This is a genomic window from Pseudomonas sp. S2_A10 (assembly GCF_054668465.1).
The window spans coordinates 2775870-2794429 of sequence record NZ_CP162773.1 but is presented as its reverse complement, the minus strand read 5'-3'; the positions used below and the strand labels follow the sequence as shown (position 1 = coordinate 2794429).

The 18560-nt window shown below is 57.6% G+C and carries 14 protein-coding genes and 1 other RNA gene; 13 read left to right on the top strand and 2 right to left on the bottom strand.

The features are described 5' to 3' along the window. Positions 1-197: 197 nt before the first annotated feature. The 13 genes from AB4N41_RS12545 (at position 198) to AB4N41_RS12485 (ending at position 14448) form a co-directional block, all read left to right on the top strand. Positions 198-1892: a lactate permease LctP family transporter gene (locus tag AB4N41_RS12545; protein ID WP_016771776.1), complete on the top strand. Its 1695-nt coding sequence runs from the start codon at positions 198-200 to the stop codon at positions 1890-1892. A gap of 149 nt (positions 1893-2041) precedes the next feature. Further along, positions 2042-2866 (top strand): (Fe-S)-binding protein, encoded by an 825-nt coding sequence (locus tag AB4N41_RS12540; RefSeq protein ID WP_252877429.1) that lies wholly within the window; start codon positions 2042-2044, stop codon positions 2864-2866. Continuing rightward, on the top strand, positions 2863-4320 hold the full coding sequence (locus AB4N41_RS12535; protein ID WP_252877428.1) for a LutB/LldF family L-lactate oxidation iron-sulfur protein: 1458 nt from the start codon (positions 2863-2865) through the stop codon (positions 4318-4320). Before AB4N41_RS12540 ends, AB4N41_RS12535 begins: the two co-directional genes overlap by 4 nt. Continuing rightward, entirely contained in the window at positions 4317-4988 is a 672-nt protein-coding gene (locus AB4N41_RS12530) for a LutC/YkgG family protein (protein WP_252877427.1), read from the top strand. Before AB4N41_RS12535 ends, AB4N41_RS12530 begins: the two co-directional genes overlap by 4 nt. Continuing rightward, positions 4985-7795 carry an FAD-binding and (Fe-S)-binding domain-containing protein gene (locus tag AB4N41_RS12525; RefSeq protein WP_252877426.1) on the top strand — a complete coding sequence of 937 codons (2811 nt, stop codon included), beginning with the start codon at positions 4985-4987 and terminating at the stop codon, positions 7793-7795. Before AB4N41_RS12530 ends, AB4N41_RS12525 begins: the two co-directional genes overlap by 4 nt. A 112-nt stretch (positions 7796-7907) precedes the next feature. Continuing rightward, positions 7908-8189 carry a hypothetical protein gene (locus tag AB4N41_RS12520; RefSeq protein WP_041477921.1) on the top strand — a complete coding sequence of 94 codons (282 nt, stop codon included), beginning with the start codon at positions 7908-7910 and terminating at the stop codon, positions 8187-8189. A 206-nt stretch (positions 8190-8395) separates the two neighbouring features. After that, positions 8396-8671 (top strand): hypothetical protein, encoded by a 276-nt coding sequence (locus tag AB4N41_RS12515; RefSeq protein WP_016771781.1) that lies wholly within the window; start codon positions 8396-8398, stop codon positions 8669-8671. 95 nt (positions 8672-8766) lie between these two features. Further along, positions 8767-9155: a transfer-messenger RNA gene (ssrA, locus tag AB4N41_RS12510) on the top strand. A gap of 186 nt (positions 9156-9341) precedes the next feature. Further along, entirely contained in the window at positions 9342-10598 is a 1257-nt protein-coding gene (locus AB4N41_RS12505; RefSeq protein ID WP_231671442.1) for an integrase domain-containing protein, read from the top strand. A 906-nt stretch (positions 10599-11504) separates the two neighbouring features. Further along, entirely contained in the window at positions 11505-12872 is a 1368-nt protein-coding gene (locus AB4N41_RS12500) for a YfjI family protein (protein WP_460138408.1), read from the top strand. Next, entirely contained in the window at positions 12856-13215 is a 360-nt protein-coding gene (locus AB4N41_RS12495) for a hypothetical protein (RefSeq protein ID WP_248484625.1), read from the top strand. The genes AB4N41_RS12500 and AB4N41_RS12495 overlap by 17 nt, the downstream gene beginning before the upstream one ends. Continuing rightward, on the top strand, positions 13193-14173 hold the full coding sequence (locus AB4N41_RS12490; protein WP_460138407.1) for an integrase domain-containing protein: 981 nt from the start codon (positions 13193-13195) through the stop codon (positions 14171-14173). The genes AB4N41_RS12495 and AB4N41_RS12490 overlap by 23 nt, the downstream gene beginning before the upstream one ends. Beyond that, a complete protein-coding gene (locus tag AB4N41_RS12485; RefSeq protein ID WP_460138406.1) occupies positions 14170-14448 on the top strand; it encodes a hypothetical protein in 279 nt (92 codons plus the stop codon). Before AB4N41_RS12490 ends, AB4N41_RS12485 begins: the two co-directional genes overlap by 4 nt. 843 nt (positions 14449-15291) lie before the next feature. Here AB4N41_RS12485 and AB4N41_RS12480 read toward each other — a convergent pair. Next, positions 15292-18393, bottom strand: a complete 3102-nt coding sequence (locus AB4N41_RS12480; RefSeq protein ID WP_460138405.1) for a type I restriction endonuclease subunit R — start codon at positions 18391-18393, stop codon at positions 15292-15294. Beyond that, positions 18390-18518 (bottom strand): hypothetical protein, encoded by a 129-nt coding sequence (locus AB4N41_RS12475; RefSeq protein WP_460138404.1) that lies wholly within the window; start codon positions 18516-18518, stop codon positions 18390-18392. Before AB4N41_RS12475 ends, AB4N41_RS12480 begins: the two co-directional genes overlap by 4 nt. Positions 18519-18560: the final 42 nt, after the last annotated feature.

Sequence of the window (18560 nt, the reverse complement as noted above, 5' to 3'; positions counted from 1 at the left end):
ACACCTGCCAGACACCACTTCGCCAAAGCGGATCAGTTGCTCTCTGCACCGTATCTTCGACGAAAGTTTCAGAGCGGCAAATTGACACACCGACATCAAGGCTTTTACCCTAGCCGACAGCGCTTGTAAATTGGTCTTACCAATTATCCAAGATTGCTCACAGTGCCTGACCAACAACAATTAGGGGCCACCCCACCATGCAAACCTGGCAACAGCTCTACAGTCCGCTCGGCAGTCTCGGCGTCTCCGCTCTCGCGGCCGTCATTCCCATCGTGTTCTTCTTTCTCGCCCTGGCGGTGTTCCGTCTCAAAGGCCATGTGGCCGGCAGCATCACCCTCGCGCTTTCGATTGCCGTGGCGATTTTCGCCTTCCAGATGCCAGTGGACATGGCCTTCGCCGCCGCTGGTTATGGTTTCGCTTATGGTCTGTGGCCGATTGCCTGGATCATTGTCGCGGCGGTGTTCCTCTACAAGCTGACGGTGAAGAGCGGTCAGTTCGAGGTCATCCGCAGCTCAGTCCTGTCGATCACCGATGACCAACGCTTGCAGGTGTTGCTGATCGGTTTCTGCTTCGGCGCATTTCTGGAAGGTGCCGCCGGTTTCGGCGCGCCGGTCGCGATTACTGCCGCACTCCTTGTAGGACTGGGCTTCAACCCGCTGTACGCCGCCGGCCTGTGTCTGATCGCCAACACCGCTCCGGTGGCGTTCGGCGCGCTGGGGATTCCGATCATCGTTGCAGGCCAGGTCACTGGCATCGACGCCTTCAAGATCGGCGCGATGACCGGTCGCCAGCTGCCACTGCTGTCGCTGTTCGTGCCGTTCTGGCTGGTGTTCATGATGGACGGCCTGCGCGGTGTGCGCGAAACCTGGCCGGCCGCGCTGGTGGCAGGTCTGAGTTTCGCCATCACCCAATACTTCACCTCCAACTTCATCGGCCCGGAACTGCCGGACATCACCTCGGCACTGGCCAGCCTGATTTCCCTGACCCTGTTCCTCAAGGTCTGGCAACCACGTCGCGCCGCCGGCCAGCACATCGTTGGTGCCGTATCCGCTTCGGTGGTCAGCGCCAGCGTCGGCGGTTTCGGCCAGAAGCGCACCACCGTGGCTTCGCCCTACAGCCTCGGGGAAATTTTCAAGGCGTGGTCGCCGTTCCTGATCCTCACTGTGCTGGTGACGATCTGGACGCTGAAGCCTTTCAAAGCCATGTTCGCTGCCGGCGGCTCGATGTACAGCTGGGTGTTCAACTTCGCGATTCCGCACCTTGATCAACTGGTGATCAAGACTGCGCCAATCGTGGCCAACCCGACCGCCATTCCAGCGGTATTCAAACTCGACCCGATTTCCGCCACCGGCACGGCGATTTTCTTCTCCGCGCTGATTTCGATGCTGGTACTGAAGATCAATTTCAAAACTGGTCTGACCACTTTGAAAGAGACCTTCTACGAACTGCGCTGGCCAATCCTCTCGATCGGCATGGTGCTGGCGTTCGCCTTTGTCACCAACTACTCCGGCATGTCCTCAACCATGGCCCTGGTGCTGGCGGGTACTGGCGCCGCGTTCCCGTTCTTCTCGCCGTTCCTCGGTTGGCTGGGCGTGTTCCTCACCGGTTCGGATACGTCGTCGAACGCGCTGTTCAGTTCGTTGCAAGCGACCACCGCCCACCAGATCGGCGTCAACGACACCTTGCTGGTGGCGGCCAATACCAGCGGCGGCGTGACCGGCAAGATGATCTCGCCGCAATCGATCGCCGTGGCCTGCGCCGCGACCGGTCTGGTCGGCAAGGAATCGGATCTGTTCCGCTTCACCCTCAAGCACAGCCTATTCTTTGCAACGATTGTCGGTTTGATCACCCTGGCTCAGGCCTACTGGTTCACCGGCATGCTGGTGCACTAAACCTACAAGAAAGACGGAAATAACCGACGCCGGCCCGTGATCCGGCGTCAGCAATTCACCACCGGGTCTGTAAGGCTGCTGAAAGCAATGCGCTTTATATTCGGCAGCCGCAGCAGACGGATAACCGGGCCTACCCGGAGACACGCCTGATGAGCGAGCTTTTTTACAACGCTGTGCCGAACGCGACCCGCGTGGCACCGCCACTGCCCGAACCTCGGCAATACCCCAGCGAGAAACCGTCGCGGGTCTACCTGTTCGGCACGTGTGTGGTCGACCTGTTCTACCCCGAAGCCGGGATGGACGCGATCCATCTGCTGGAGCGTGAAGGGATCCGGGTCGAGTATCCGCAAGGGCAGAGCTGCTGCGGCCAACCGGCCTACACCTCGGGTTACACCGAGCAGGCGCGGGCGGTAGCGCGCTCACAACTGGCGCTGTTTGCCGGGGATTATCCGGTGGTAGTGCCGTCGGGTTCATGCGCCGGCATGCTGCGCGAGCATTACGCCGACTTGTTCAAGGACGAGCCGGAAACGTTGAAACAGGTGCAGGCCCTTGCGGCTCGCACTTATGAACTGGCCGAGTTTCTGCTGTTCGTCTGCAAGGTGCAGCTCAAGGACAGCGGCGAACCGGTGAAAGTCGCGCTGCACACCTCGTGTTCGGCACGCCGCGAAATGAACACCCACCTGCACGGCCGCGAGTTGTTGGCGCAGTTGAGCAATGTGGAGCGGGTCAATCACGACCACGAAAGCGAATGCTGTGGCTTCGGCGGGACATTCAGCGTCCGTATGCCAGACATTTCCGGCGCGATGGTGGCTGACAAGACCCGTGCGTTGAAAGAGTCCGGCGCCCACAAGGTACTGAGTGCCGACTGCGGCTGTTTGATGAACATCAACGGCGCGCTGGAGAAACAGCAGGACGCGTTACGCGGGCAACATCTGGCGAGCTTCCTCTGGCAGCGAACCGGAGGTGCACAATGAGCACCTCAACGATTATTCCTACGGTCGCCGTAGAAGAAGATTTCCGCACCCGGGCACACAATGCCTTGGGTGATCAGCAGCTGCGGAACAACTTCCGCACTGCTATGGATTCACTGATGACCAAACGGGCAGCGGCTTTCAGCGATGCCCACGAAAGAGAACACTTGCGCGCACTGGGCAATTCGATCAAGGCCCGCGCGCTGTCCAAGTTGCCCGACCTGCTCGAGCAACTGGAACAGAACCTGACCCGCAACGGTGTGACAGTGCACTGGGCGGAAACGGTGGACGAGGCCAATGGCATCGTCTTATCGATCATCCGCGCTCACGAGGCGCGGCAAGTGATCAAGGGCAAATCGATGGTCAGCGAAGAGATGGAGATGAACCATTTCCTCGAGGCTCGGGACATTGAATGTCTGGAGTCCGACATGGGGGAGTACATCGTCCAGCTCGACCACGAGAAGCCTTCACACATCATTATGCCGGCGATCCACAAGAATGCCGGTCAGGTCGCGTCCTTGTTCCACGACAAACTTGGCGTGGAATACACCAAGGACGTTGACCAACTCATTCAGATCGGTCGCAGGGTCCTGCGGCAGAAATTCTTCGAAGCCGACATCGGCGTCTCCGGCGTCAACTTCGCCGTGGCCGAAACCGGCACCCTGCTGCTGGTGGAAAACGAAGGCAACGGGCGCATGACCACCACCGTTCCCCCGGTGCATATCGCCGTTACCGGCATCGAAAAAGTCGTGGAAAACCTGCGCGACGTGGTGCCGCTGCTGTCATTGCTGACGCGCTCGGCGCTGGGCATTCCGATCACCACTTACGTCAACATGATCTCCGGCCCGCGCAAGGAACACGAACTCGATGGCCCGCAGGAAGTGCATCTGGTGCTGCTCGATAACGGTCGCAGCCAGGCCTTCGCCGACAGTGAATTGCGCCAGACCCTGAACTGCATCCGCTGCGGCGCCTGCATGAATCATTGCCCGGTGTACACCCGCGTCGGCGGCCACACCTATGGCGAGGTCTACCCAGGCCCGATCGGCAAGATCATCACCCCGCATATGGTCGGCCTGGCCAAGGTTCCGGACCACCCGAGCGCGTCCTCACTGTGCGGCGCCTGCGGTGAAGTCTGCCCGGTGAAGATTCCGATCCCGGCGATCCTGCGCCGTCTGCGTGAGGAAAACGTCAAAGCTCCGGACGCACCGAATCAGGTGATGCGCGGTCAGGGCAGCAAGTATTCGCGCAAGGAACTTTTCATCTGGAACGCCTGGGCCAGACTCAATAGCTCGCCGACGCTGTACCGCTTGTTCGCTTTTTTCGCCACGCGCCTGCGCGCCCTTACGCCGAGCAATGTCGGCCCATGGACGCAAAACCACAGCGCGCCAAAACCGGCCGCGCGTTCGCTGCATGACATGGCCCGCGAGCATCTGGCCAAACAGGGAGAGCGTCGATGAGCGCCAAGCAAAATATCCTCGGCAAGCTGCGGAAAAGTCTGACCGGCACCACGCCAATTGCCGACAACTTCGATGTCGATCTGGTCACCCAGCCCTACACCTACAGCGCTGAGCAACGCATCCCGCAACTGCGCAAACTGATGGAGGCGGTGCACACCGAAATCCACCTGACCTCGGGCGCCGAGTGGCCGGAATTACTGGCGCAACTGCTGCGCGACCGCCAATTGCCGAGCCTGCTGATCGCACCGACCACACCGCATGGGCAACGCATCACACAGCACTGGGCGAACAATCTCGAGCTGCCAGAACTGAAGTCCTACGACCGGCCAATGGAAGAGTGGAAAGCCGAGCTGTTCAACGACACCCCGGCCAGCCTTACCGGCACCCTCGGTGCCATCGCCGCGACCGGCAGCCTGATTCTCTGGCCAACCCGTGAAGAACCGCGTTTGATGAGCCTGGTGCCGCCGGTGCATTTTGCCCTACTCAAGGCCAGCGAAATCCGCGACAACTTCTATCAGGTGCAACAGGAGTTCGAATGGGCGCAAGGCATGCCGACCAACGCGCTGCTGGTGTCCGGCCCGTCGAAGACTGCCGATATTGAACAGGTGCTGGCGTATGGTGCGCATGGCCCGAAAGATCTGGTCGTGCTGATTCTGGAGGATCAATGAGTCTTCCTGCTGCTTTCCTGCGTGATGCCGAGCGACTGATTCCAGCAGACCGGCGTTTCGACGACCCGCTGTCGACTCTGGCCCTCGGCACCGACGCCAGTTTCTATCGACTGATCCCGAAACTGGTGATTCGCGTCGAGTCTGAGGACGAAGTCGTGGCGCTGCTGCAACTGGCCCAGCGCGACAAGGTGCCGGTGACCTTCCGCGCTGCCGGCACCAGCCTGTCCGGGCAGGCGATCAGCGACTCCGTGCTGATCGTGCTTGGGGATAACTGGAACGCCCGTGAGATCCGCGGCCAGGGCGCGCAAATCCGCCTGCAACCGGGAGTGATCGGCGCGCAGGCCAACGCCTGGTTGGCACCGTTCGGACGCAAGATCGGCCCGGATCCGGCGTCGATCAATGCCTGCAAGATCGGCGGCATCGTCGCTAACAACGCCAGCGGCATGTGCTGCGGCACTGCGCAGAATACCTATCACACATTGGCCGGAATTCGGCTGGTGCTGGCCGACGGCACGCGCCTCGATACCGAAGACCCTGCCAGCGTCGCGGCATTTCGCTCCAGCCACGGCGACCTGCTCGAACGCTTGGCGACATTAGGCCGCGAGACCCGCGCCAACGCCGAACTGGCCGCAAGAATCCGCCACAAATACCGTCTGAAAAATACCACCGGCCTGTCGCTCAACGCCCTGGTCGATTTTGACGAGCCTGTGGATATCCTGATCCACCTGCTGGTCGGCTCCGAGGGCACCCTCGGCTTTATCAGTGCGGTGACTTACGACACCGTCATCGATCACCCGAACAAGGCCTCGGCGCTGATCGTGTTCCCCGATGTCGAGACTTGCTGCAACGCGGTCACCGTGCTGAAAAGCCAACCGGTATCAGCGGTGGAGTTACTTGATCGACGCAGTCTGCGCTCGGTGCAGGACAAAAAAGGCATGCCCGCTTTCGTACAGCGGCTGTCGGAAAATGCCTGCGCGCTGCTCATCGAATCCCGCGCCGCTTCGTCGACATTGCTGCAGGAACAACTGGGGCAAATCATGGCGTCCCTGCGCGATTTCCCCGTAGAGAAGCAGGTCGACTTCACCGAAGACCCGGTGGAAAACGCCCGACTCTGGGCCATCCGCAAAGACACCTTCCCCGCCGTCGGCGCCGTGCGCAAAACCGGCACCACAGTAATCATCGAAGACGTGACCTTCCCGGTCGAACAACTGGCCATCGGCGTCAATCGCCTGATCGAGCTGTTCGACAAACATGCCTACGACGAAGCGATCCTTTTCGGACACGCACTGGAAGGCAATCTGCACTTCGTCTTCACCCAAGGCTTCAACAGCCCGGAAGAAATCGCACGCTACCAAGCGTTCATGGACGACGTCGCGCAACTGGTCGCGGTGGAATTCGGCGGCTCGCTGAAAGCCGAACACGGCACCGGCCGCAACATGGCGCCGTTCGTGGAACTGGAATGGGGCAGCGACGCCTATCAACTGATGTGGCAGCTCAAACGCCTGCTCGACCCCAACGGCATTCTCAATCCGGACGTGGTGCTCAGCGAAGATCCGCAGATCCACCTCAAGCACCTGAAACCGCTGCCAGCGGCGGACGAGATTGTGGACAAGTGCATCGAGTGCGGTTTCTGCGAACCGGTCTGCCCCTCGAAAGGCCTGACCCTTAGCCCGCGCCAGCGCATCGTCATCTGGCGCGATATCCAGGCGAAAAAGCGCGCCGGCGTCGACACCACCGACCTGGAAAAAGCCTTCGACTATCAAGGCATCGACACCTGCGCCGCCACCGGCCTGTGCGCGCAACGCTGCCCTGTAGGCATCAACACCGGCGAGCTGGTGAAAAAGCTCCGTGGCCGACACGCCACGCATCAGAAAACCGCTGACTGGATCGAAGGAAATTTCGCCAAGACCCTACAAGGCGCGCGCTTCACCCTGCACGTCGCCAACGGTGCACGAATGATGCTCGGCGCACCGCGTCTGGCGAAGTTGTCGGCGACGCTGACGCGCTTGTCCAAAGGCCAGGTGCCGTTGTGGACCAACGCCATGCCACAGCCGGAAAAAGCCATTCGCTTCAGCCCGAGCGTGGCCGACGAGCGCCCGCGCGTGGTTTATCTGGCAGCTTGCGTGTCGCGGGTCATGGGCCCGGCGGCGGGTGACAAAGAGCAGATGTCGCTGTACGACAAAACCCGTGGCCTGCTGGAAAAAGCCGGTTATCAGGTCGTCTTTCCCGACAACCAGGACAACCTCTGCTGCGGTCAGCCGTTCGCCTCCAAAGGCTACGCCGAACAGGCCGAGCACAAACGTCAGGAGCTGATCAGCGCACTGCTCCACGCCAGTCGCGGCGGCCTCGACCCGATCTACTGCGACACCAGCCCGTGTACGTTGCGACTGGTTCAGGACATCGGCGAAACACGACTGGATCTGTACGATCCGGTGCGCTTCATCCGTACGCATCTGCTGGATCGTCTGGACTTCACACCCCAGGAAGCGCCGATTGCCGTGCACGTGACCTGCAGCACTCAGCATTTGGGCGAAAGCCAGGCGCTGATCGATCTGGCGCGCAAATGCAGCACCACTGTGGTGATTCCTGAAGGCATACATTGCTGCGGATTTGCCGGCGACAAAGGCTTCACCACACCGGAGCTGAACAGCCATTCGCTGCGTACGCTCAAGGACGCCGTGCAGCATTGCAGCGAGGGCATTTCCACCAGCCGCACGTGTGAAATCGGCCTGACCCAGCACGGTGGCATCGACTACCACGGGCTGGTTTATCTGGTGGATCGGGTGACACGGGCGAAAGCCTGCTGAGGAAAAAATCAGAACCCTTGAGCGAGGCGGTAGTCCACTGCACATGCCCCGGACGATTCGGGGCCTGTTCAACGGTCAGCGAAGTCTGAACCCTCAGTTCAAGGAGATACACATGAACCGCTCTGTAATGTTAGGTCTGTTTGTCACTGCCTCGATGATGGCGTCCACTTCGTTCGCCGCTGAAAAACCTGGCGATTTATGCGATGCCAATCTGCAGAGAATCGATAGCGCAAAATCCCAATACCTGACGTCGACAGACCTGAATGCGCGCGTATCGGCCAGTGTCAGCAAAGCCCGCGCCCTGAAAGCACAAGGCAAGATTGACGACTGCCTCGCTGAAACACAGCAAACCCTGCTGGACATTCAAAACGCTACCGGTGACACCAAAAAATGATTCATGCGCCGACCTTTTACAGGTCGGCTGCATCGGCACCTGGCCGACCGATCTGGCCTTTTGACATTCGTTGCAAATAAAACCGAATTCCTGCGCAGCGAAGCGGTCAACCAGACAGGTCCTATACTGACCTCGCTTGTCTTGACCTCGGCATCGCGGCCAGACCGTCCGGCAGCACCGAGCCCCCATCGTTCAAGGAGATACCCATGAAGCATTCTGCAATTGCTGGATTGTTTATCACTGGTGCACTTCTGGCCTCGCCGGTGTTCGCGGCGGACAAAGACCTTTGTGCCGGGAATCTTCAAAGCATCAAAGACTTCGTCACCAGCCAGCCGTCCCTTCCTGAAAGCTCCATGAATAACATCAAGGAAGCACAGGAAAAAGCCACTGCGGCCCAGGCGTCCGGCAACGATAAGGAATGCATCGAGGTTACCAACGGCATCATCAGCAAGATGCAGATCCGTAACCCGACGCGTAACTGATGTACCGCAGGCCAACCTTCGGGTTGGCCTGCCAAGCGTTTTGACGTACACTGTGCACGCTTGTTGCCCGAACAGATTCACCGGGCAATGAGTTCGGGGCCGTTTAGGATTCGACGCCGGTTGCGAAACTCTAGGTGCATGCCGACTTGGTAACAGAAGTCGTAAATCCACTGTTGCAACTACTTATAGTTGCCAATGACGACCAATACGGTGTTGCTCTCGCTGCTTAATTGCAGCTGACAATGCTCCTGGTACCTTCGGGTCCAGCAATCATCAGGGGATGTCTGTAAACCCGAAATGATTGTCATATAGAACAGAATCGCCGTGCAGTACGTTGTGGACGAAGCGGCTAAAACTTACACAACTCGCCCAAAGCACCCTGCCCGTCGGGTCGCTGAGGGTTAACTTAATAGACACGGCTACGCATGTAGTACCGACAGCGGAGTACTGGCGGACGGGGGTTCAAATCCCCCCGGCTCCACCATTTCATCATCTAAAGACGTCCACGGACGTCTTTTTTTGTGCCTTGAATCCAGTGAAATTAAGGGTTTCAGGGCCATTGGCTTCTGTAGAGGTATTTTGAGTTCCAGGCGTTTTGGTATCCCATTTGGTATCCCGGACCCACCGGTGCTATTTTTGGGATACCAAAACGGTGTCGGAGGTAGCTCTCATGCCTACTAATGCAACCCGCCTCTCAGACCGCCAACTCAAGGCAGTCAAGGCAACAGGAAAAGACTTCGTTCTCACTGACGGCGACGGCCTTCAACTCAGGGTCAGAGCCAGTGGCTCGATGATATGGAATTTCAACTACCGCGAGCCGGTAACCAAAAACCGCCTCAATATGGCGCTGGGCCCTTACCCGGCTCTCTCGTTGGCGAACGCCAGAAAGAAAGCTCAAGAAGCACGTGAACTACTGGCGCTAGGCATTGATCCCAAGGCTCACCGCGATGAGCTAAGGCAGGCCAAGCTGGCAAAAACCGAGCACACATTCGAGAAGGTGGCCACCGCTTGGTTCGAGTTGAAAAAACACTCCGTCACAACGGCCTACGCCGAAGACATCTGGCGCTCACTCACGCTGCATGTTTTCCCCAGCCTCAAAGCCACACCCCTCGCAGACATCACCGCCCCCATGATCATCAAGCTCCTACGCCCGATCGAGGCCAAAGGCAGCCTGGAGACGGTCAAGCGACTTTCCCAACGTCTCAACGAAATCATGGCCTACGGCGTCAACTGCGGACTGATCTTCGCGAACCCGCTCAGCGGCATTCGGGCAGCCTTCAAAAAGCCGCAAAAAGAAAATATGCCGGCACTTCCTCCCGAAGAACTACCCGACCTTATGCTGGCGATTGCCAACGCCAGCATCAAACGCATCACCCGCTGCCTGATCGAATGGCAACTGCACACTATGACCCGCCCTGCCGAGGCAGCCGGGACGACCTGGGCAGAAATAGATTTCGAGAAACGCATCTGGACCATCCCAAAGGAGCGCATGAAAAAACGCCGTGCGCACCCCATCCCCCTAAGCGACCAGACGCTCGCGCTGCTAGAGACACTCAAGCCCTACAGCGGCCATCGGGAACACGTATTTCCGGCCGACCGAAATCCGCGTACCCACGCAAACAGCCAGACCGCGAACATGGCATTAAAGCGTATGGGCTTCCAGGATCGGTTGGTCAGCCACGGCCTGCGATCAATGGCCAGCACCATCCTCAACGAACATGGATGGGACCCGGAATTGATTGAAGTCGCACTCGCCCATGTCGACAAAGACGAAGTCCGAAGCGCGTACAACCGAGCGGACTACATCGAGCGAAGACGCCCGATGATGACTTGGTGGAGCGAGTACATTCAAAAAGCCGCCACCGGCAATTTGTCGGTGACGGCCATTCATGAAAACAAAAACGGGAACGTCATCCCGTTTCGTTAATCAATTCCTGCTGGCGACAACGGCGACAGTGGCGACAACCCACGTATTTAGCGGTCCTTCGTATGTCGACAACGTGGCGACCGTCGCCACCATCTGCATCGCCCATAAGCTTTTAAGGCCCAGCCCCTGAGGGCAGGAAGGCTTCGCCTTCCCGTCCTCAGGGGCTCACTTTAAAAACCGACGAACGGCCCATCGTCCATTCAAAGCCACCTTCTCCCACGCACGTCCAACGACTAAAAAGCCCACCGCACACCCAGTTGACCACCCTCCGAGCACGCGTTACACCAGAGCCGTACAGCGCTGTCATCGACAGCATTGCCCAGGTAGCCAGGGGCCTTTAAGGCTACGCCCTACAGTGGTGGTCCCAGCCCATGCGCGCTCGCTTCCAATTAGGCGCGCAGTCACGCCCAACGTGATCGAAGCCGACTTATCCACAGTGCAAATGCGGCAGCCCACGCCCGTCTCTTTCTCCAGGAAAGAGACGGGCGCCGAAATCACTGCCGCAGCCCTTGCCGGGCAACACATTGCAGCGTTTGTCCCTGTGACAATCGGCGTGACAAACCCCGATGTCACTCGCAGCAGCAATGCAGATGATGGTGCCGCATCCCACGGAATGGACTGCACCTGACTGACAGTCAGGCACGCCCCGGTCATCGCATCACTGCCTGCAACAGACTCAGGATCTCGCGGCGCTGGTCTCGTCAGCCAACGCAGCCTCCACCCGCCCACCGCTATTGGTGCTCAGGAGGCCAGATCATGAGATGCCCAAGCTCCCGGTCGTAAAGAGCCGCCCGTCCCGCGTAAGTGGACAACCCTCACAGGCTGCAGGGGCCTTGATCCCTGATAACACTCAACAACCGTGGCGGGGAGAGTGAGGGAGAAATTCGAAGTACCAGGAGAATGACGATGCAATTGTGCGAAGCGTTTGACCTGCCACAGCCGCTGCTGGAATACCGGCCCGAGCCGCTGGCGTATCCGGTCGAAGCGTTGGGACAGATATTAGGACCAGCCGTCGAACGCATGGCCGAGGTGATCGGCGTGCCCTGCGCCATGGCTGCGCAATCGGTGTTGGCCACTGCCGCCCTGGTGACCCAGTCGCATGCCAATGTGCAGCTCGATGGCCGTGTTTATCCGTTGTCCCTGTACATGCTGACGGTGGCATCGTCGGGTGATCGGAAAAGCGCAGTGGATCATCTGGCGCTGGCGGCTGCGCGTGAGTGGGAGCGGCGGCAGTGGATGCTGTACTTGGAGCAACTGAAAGCCAATCGCGCCGCCATTCGAGGAAAGCACGACGCTCGTGAGTTATCCGACCCCATACCGCCCAGGTTGATCATCGCCGAGCCCACCATTGAGGCGCTGATCAAAAACCTATGCCAGGGCTTGCCCAGCATGGGGTTATTCAACGATGAGGGCGGCCAGTTTTTGGGCAGCAGCACCATGAGCAAAGAGAACCAACTCAAGGCCATCACCACCCTGTCAGCACTCTGGGACGGCAGCCCCATCGACCGGGCGCGCTCCATGCCTGGCGAAAGCCTGCGAGCTTATGATCGTCGCCTCAGTCTACATCTGATGCTGCAACCTTACCTGGCCACCCAGCTACTCACAGACCGGATGATCAACGGCCAAGGCATCCTTGGCCGTTGCCTGATCAGTTGGCCCGAACGCCTAGTGGGGCGACGCTTGTACAAGGCGGTCGACCTTACGCGAGATGCCAGGATCCAGCGCTACCAAGCGCGCATTACCGCTCTGCTGGATAAGCCGCTGTCGCTACACAACGACGGCTCACTTAACCCTGACAGGCTGGAACTGACACCCAGCGCTCGCACTGCCTGGATCGATATTCACGACACCATCGAATGCCAATCTGGTGAGTTTGGCGAGCTGGCCGGCATTCAATCTGTCGCCGGGAAAGCAGCCGCCAATGTACTGCGTATCGCCGGGGTATTGGCGGTGATTGAAGACGCGCCCGTAGTGGACGAACCCCATATCCAGCGTGCCTCGACGCTGATGGATTACTACCTGGCCGAAATCCAGCGCCTGACGGAGCAAGAGCCCATAAACACGTTACGCGAGGAGGCGGATCGACTGCTGCGCTGGCTGACGCAAAAAGGCTGGACCCAATTTACCGTCCGCGACCTCAATCGCAATGGCCCCCGCTTTGCCCGCAAAAGCAGTCATCACACCATTACGCTGCTGGTCGAATTGATCTCACATAGCTGGCTGGACTCTTCTGACGGAAAGACCTTCGAGGTGCGCCATGTTCCGCCTCAATGACGCGGTGCGCCGTTACCAGGCGCAGCATCAGACACGACCTGCATTGCGGAGTGTCGCCACTTCCGTCGCCGCCTTGTCGCCATGCTTCAGAGCAGCAACTACAAGGGTTGTCGCCACTGTCGCCGTTGTCGCCACACCCGCCTTAGGGCCTGTCAACATCGGCCAACTGATCCACCAACTGCGCGAAGAGGGAGCAATACTGCGGCATCAGCAAAACGCCCTGATTATTCGTCCCGCACATTGGCAACAAGTGAACAAGATCAGCGCCCACTGGAAAGCGGTGCTGCGCTTTCTGCAAGACAATGAAAACGGTGAAGCTGATGGCATTGGTCGGCCGACGTGACGGGCGCAACTTTGGCTACGGCCGTCAGCTCAGCTATGCCGGCCCACAAGCGCTGAAAGATATGTTTGCCGGCGGCCACTTCGCTACGGTCAAAGCACACAGTGATCGCTGGCAGGCTTTCGTGAAGTGGTGTCGGTCAGCGGACGGCCCCGGTTACAACGACGCCCGCCAGATAGATCGCAGTACCTTGCACAGCTACTCCACACACCTGCGTCAGCAAATCCAACAAGGTGAAATCTGCATCGCCACCGCGCAGAACCGCCTGAGTAGCGTAAACCGTACCCTCGCAGCACTACGCGGCGACCAGTACGTGAAAATCGCCAGCCCGAGCAAGGCACTCGGCATGCAGCGATCAAGCCTACGCACCCGCGCACCGAATGGCCAAGATCACCAACAACTGAGTCGAGTGATTGAAGCGCTTCGCGAACAGCAACACCACCGCGTCGCTGCGATTGTCTGCTTGGCCCGCGCAACCGGCATGCGCTTGCGCGAAACGATCTTGGCTGACCTGCCACGTTTGCAACGTGAGGCTAAACACTTAGGCCGCATCAATATTCAGGATGGGACCAAAGGCGGCCGGGCTGGCGCTTCAGCACCGCGCTGGATCATCGCAAATAACGAGGTTAAGGCAGCCTTGCAGATGGCTCGTCACGCCTCGCCACCCCACAGCCGCAATTTGCTGGCCGAAGGTGAAAGCTACGCCAAGTTCCAGCAACAGACGGTGAGGCCAGCCCGTGAATTGCTTCAGAAGCTGGGACTGAAGGGGGTTCATGAATTTCGAGCGGCTTATGCGTGCGAGCGCTACATACAGCTCACGGGCCACGCGGCCCCCGTCAATGGTGGCCGATGCTATCGCATCGACCACGCTCTGGACCAAAGTGCGCGACGGCAAATCAGTCTTGAGCTTGGGCACAATCGAATCGAGGTGGTTTCGGCTTACATTGGGGGTAGAGCGTGAGCAAGCCTTTCGATATGGCACTTTTCCTGGGTGGAGTACTGAACGGTTCGACAGCCACGCAGCAAAGACACCTTCGACAAGCTCGTATCATGCAGGCAGCTATCCAACAGAGGTGGCAGCGCGATAACCCTTGGGGCTGGCACTTCAAGCATGTGCGTTGGTTTTTGGTACACCACCTGAAGGACCGCTCAGAAGCCACCCGTTATTACTACCGACTCACTGCACGGCTAATATTGAAAAGACTAGGCCGGAGCTGGTTTTTTTTGAAATCGTAGCTGACCGTTCAGCTAATCAATCCCCACCCTATCGTTGAACTGACGGTGATGCATTTCGTCGGCTAAAGCCTCGCGATCAAAGACTTTCAACTGCTAACACCCCGAATCAGCGTGTTAATCTCAAATCGAAGTTCAACGTCCCCTACTTATGGGTAGTTTCATTATGATCAACGATCTCCTGCATTCAGAAGAACTCAACTTTGCAGAGATGATGAGCGTTAAAAGCAGCTCGCGTGACCGTCAGGTCGACGCGGTCTATGCGGCAGACTCTCAGATGCTTGAATTAGCCTCTGCCCGTGCAAAAATTGTCCTCCGCGGAAAGTCTGGTCCAATCGCCCGCCCACAAAGATATTCTTCAATGAGCGACAGATAGACCGTCAGGGTGGTACATCAAGAATGGGCGCTATCGCTTAGCGGGGTCGGGCTCAATTTGGTACGCAGTGCGCTCCAAATTGGAAGGGCGTAGCATAAAGCCCGCACGTGTCACAAATTTCGCGCAACGATGCCATTGCCAAACTCAGCCCGAGCTTCCAGCCAAAGTCGAAAACAACTTTTTGCCACAGACCGCCCATGCGTCACCGATCTGAAAATTACTAACCCTGCTAGCTACGTTGCAACTCACTCGCCCGCGAAATAATCGCTGTCGAGTTGCTTCACCTCGTACACCTGCTTAACGCTCACGCCCAAGTTGTTCTCTACTGTCAATCGCGTCGGCTCAACACCGTCGATCAATACCACTTTGATCCAACCCCAGTGCAGCAGTGCGGACAGCCTGGGCTTAAGCAGCTAAAAAATTGGCTATGATCAGGCTAAAAAAAGGTTCAAGAGCTAAGCTTCACTTTTTTAAACGCTCCCGCCCACCCCCTTAAACTTCTCAACAAATGCTGCGATTTTCTGGAAAACACTCTGCTTTTTGGTCAAGTACTGCGGATTCAACGGGCTCATCTTGGGCAAAACGGCATTCAGCTCAGTACCACTGTCACTGGCAAACTCACGCTTGAGCGAGGTGGTGATATAGCGTCTAGCCGCCTCGGTATTCAGATTCTCGGTGCAGATTAGCTCTTGTGCCTCACGCAGTTGTTCCTCTTGAGCAAAGCTGAAGAAGGCGTCGATCACGCTGGCCTTGTCGCCAATCTGATCCAGATCGGTCTGGTTGATGAAATCGACCAACAAGCTTTCCTTCGCGCGATTACCCAAGCTGGCACGAATCACCCGGCGCACTTCATCCACCAGGTCCGATTTGCTCTTGATCTTCTTGTTGTGCTCAAAAATCAGCTCCAGGATGTAATCTAGATTGATTTCCTGCGATTTGAGCAGGTCCACTTCAAAGACCACATCATCCCAATCGATGGTGGATTTTTCCTTTTCTGCGCCCGCTTTTTCCCGGCGCAGCCAATCACGCACATCGTTATAGGTCGAGCGATAATCTTGGATTTTCCGCTCCGCCGGCATCTTGATCGCTTGCAGTGCGGCAAGATCTTCATCGCTCAAATAATGCTGTGCCTTGAACGCCTCAATTGCCGCCGAATCGTTCATGTCCAAGCTTTGCAAGGCCTTGAGGCTGGCGAATTCATCGTAGTTCTGGAGCACGTTCTCCACGCGCAAGTACTCGCCAAACAGCTTGGCAAAGGCCTTTTTATCAGACTCTTTTTCAATGGCTGCAGGGTTGGGGAAGCGCTGCTCCAGCTCTGTAACGACCTCAACGAAACCACGCCGCGCCTCGCCCGTTAGCACATCGGTAAAGCCCTCCATGTACTCCTTGTAGCTCTTCTCCAGCACCACGTTTCGGGTATTGCTGTTGCCGAACAAGGTGATGGCATCGATGGTCGCCTGTTCAAGATCGCGGAAGGTCACGATATTGCCAAAGGTCTTGGTCGCATCAAAAATCCGGTTGGTGCGCGAATAGGCCTGCACCAGGCCGTGGTAGCGCAGGTTCTTGTCGACGAACAGCGTGTTGAGCGTGGGCGCATCGAAGCCGGTGAGGAACATGCCCACCACGATCAACAGGTCAATTTCCCTGGCTTTGACCTGCTTAGCCAGGTCGCGGTAGTAGTTCTGAAAGCCGTTGCTGTCGACGCTGAAGTTGGTTTTGAACAGCCCGTTGTAGTCCGCAATAGCCGCATTCAAAAACTCCTTGGCGCTGCTGTTCATGGCAGAAACATCGAAGCTTTCGTCTTCGATCTCACCAACCGCATCCTGCTCCTCATTTGCCGCGAACGAGAAGATAGTGGCCACCCTCAAAGGCTTGTCACTGCCCTTCTGTAACTCCCTGAAAGACTCGTAGTACAGCTTGGCAGCGTCCACGCTGCTGACCGCGAACATGGCATTGAAGCCCTTATTTCCCGCGTGCAGTCGGTGGGTTTTCTGCCGGTAGCTGTTCAGGATGTACTGCGTGATCTCGCGGATACGCTCGGGGTGCAGCAACGCCTGCTTGTTTTCAGCCGCGGTAAGTTTTTTCTCATCCTGCTCGGTTTCAATGGCCTTGAACTGCGGCCGTACATCGTTGTAATCGACCTTGAACTTGAGCACCTTCTCGTCGCGAATCGCATCGGTGATCACGTACGAATGCAATTCACGGCCAAACACGCTTGCCGTATCTTCCGCACCTAAGGCGTTATGGCCTGCAAATATCGGCGTGCCGGTAAACCCGAACTGATAGAACTTCTTGAATTTCTTCTTCAGGTTCTTCTGCGCTTCACCAAACTGGCTGCGGTGGCACTCGTCGAAAATGAACACCACCTGTTTGCCGTAAATGGGCAGGTCAGGCTCGCTCTTCATCAGGTTGTTGAGCTTTTGGATGGTGGTGACGATGATCTTGTTGTCGTCCTTGTCCAGGTTACGCTTCAGGCCGGCCGTGCTGTCCGAACCATTCACGCTTTCCGGGGAAAAGCGCTGGTATTCCTTCATGGTCTGGTAATCCAGATCCTTGCGGTCCACCACGAAGAACACCTTGTCGACATACGCCAGCTCAGTGGCCAGACGAGCCGCCTTGAAGCTGGTCAGCGTCTTGCCGGAGCCGGTGGTGTGCCAGATAAAGCCGCCGCCTTCGTGCTTGCTCCAGTTCTTGGCGTGATACGCGCAGTTGATCGTCCACAGAATGCGTTCCGTGGCGGCAATCTGGTACGGGCGCATCACCAACAGTGTGTTGCTGACATCGAACACCGAGTAGTGCAGGAGCACATTGAGCAGCGTGTGCTTCTGGAAGAAGGTAGCGGTGAAGTCTTTCAGATCTTTGATCAGGCTGTTATCGGACTTCGCCCAGTTCATGGTGAAGTCGAAGCTGTTCTTGTTGCGCTGGGTGGTGTTAGCAAAGTAACGGCTGTCGGTGCCGTTGGAGATCACGAATAGCTGCAGGTATTTGAACAGGGAATGCTCACTATTCAAGCTCTCCTTGCTGTAGCGGTGCACCTGATTGAAGGCCTCACGAATCGCCACACCACGCTTCTTCAATTCCACCTGCACAAGGGGCAAGCCATTGACCAGAATCGTCACGTCGTAGCGATTGGCGTGGCTGCCCTTTTGTTCGAACTGCTTGATCACCTGCACCTTGTTGCGCAGAACGTTTTTCTTGTCCAGCAGGTAGATGTTCTGGATACGGCCTTCGTCAAAGACGAAGTCATGAATGTAGTCGTCATGGATCTTGCGGGTTTTCTCATTGAGCCCTTCACTGGACTTGTCCAGCCAGCTCTCGACAAAGCGTTGCCACTCACTGTCGGAAAACTGCGCGTTATTAAGCATTTGCAGCTGCACGCGCACATTGGCCAGCATGGCTTGGGGCGTGTTCAGGCCGGGCAGGTATTCATAACCCTGATTGACCAGATCCTCAATAAACTCACGCTCCAAATCGCCTTCGCTCTGATAGCTTTCGGCCACCTGCGATTCCTTTATGTACTGGTCCAGAACGATGAAGCTTTTCGATTCGGCGATGGTCGTGTAATCGCTCATTCTTGCGCGTCCCTTTTCTGCAACAGCTTTTTCACCTCGCGGTCGAAATCAGATTCGATGCGCTGCTGTGTATTGAACTTTTCATACTCGGCAAGGGTTTTCTGTTCCGCCTGCTGGCGCGACACTGTGCCGTAGCCGTTTCTGCGTCAGCTAAATATTCTCATTGC

Excerpts from the sequence above, each read along its gene's own strand:
- AB4N41_RS12500 (WP_460138408.1), top strand. The coding sequence starts at position 11,505 with ATGCAATTGTGCGAAGCGTTTGACCTGCCACAGCCGCTGCTGGAATAC.
- AB4N41_RS12545 (WP_016771776.1), top strand. The coding sequence starts at position 198 with ATGCAAACCTGGCAACAGCTCTACAGTCCGCTCGGCAGTCTCGGCGTC.
- AB4N41_RS12530 (WP_252877427.1), top strand. The coding sequence starts at position 4,317 with ATGAGCGCCAAGCAAAATATCCTCGGCAAGCTGCGGAAAAGTCTGACC.
- AB4N41_RS12490 (WP_460138407.1), top strand. The coding sequence starts at position 13,193 with ATGGCATTGGTCGGCCGACGTGACGGGCGCAACTTTGGCTACGGCCGT.
- AB4N41_RS12525 (WP_252877426.1), top strand. The coding sequence starts at position 4,985 with ATGAGTCTTCCTGCTGCTTTCCTGCGTGATGCCGAGCGACTGATTCCA.
- AB4N41_RS12495 (WP_248484625.1), top strand. The coding sequence starts at position 12,856 with ATGTTCCGCCTCAATGACGCGGTGCGCCGTTACCAGGCGCAGCATCAG.
- AB4N41_RS12480 (WP_460138405.1), bottom strand. The coding sequence starts at position 18,393 with ATGAGCGATTACACGACCATCGCCGAATCGAAAAGCTTCATCGTTCTG.
- AB4N41_RS12515 (WP_016771781.1), top strand. The coding sequence starts at position 8,396 with ATGAAGCATTCTGCAATTGCTGGATTGTTTATCACTGGTGCACTTCTG.
- AB4N41_RS12520 (WP_041477921.1), top strand. The coding sequence starts at position 7,908 with ATGAACCGCTCTGTAATGTTAGGTCTGTTTGTCACTGCCTCGATGATG.
- AB4N41_RS12505 (WP_231671442.1), top strand. The coding sequence starts at position 9,342 with ATGCCTACTAATGCAACCCGCCTCTCAGACCGCCAACTCAAGGCAGTC.
- AB4N41_RS12540 (WP_252877429.1), top strand. The coding sequence starts at position 2,042 with ATGAGCGAGCTTTTTTACAACGCTGTGCCGAACGCGACCCGCGTGGCA.
- AB4N41_RS12535 (WP_252877428.1), top strand. The coding sequence starts at position 2,863 with ATGAGCACCTCAACGATTATTCCTACGGTCGCCGTAGAAGAAGATTTC.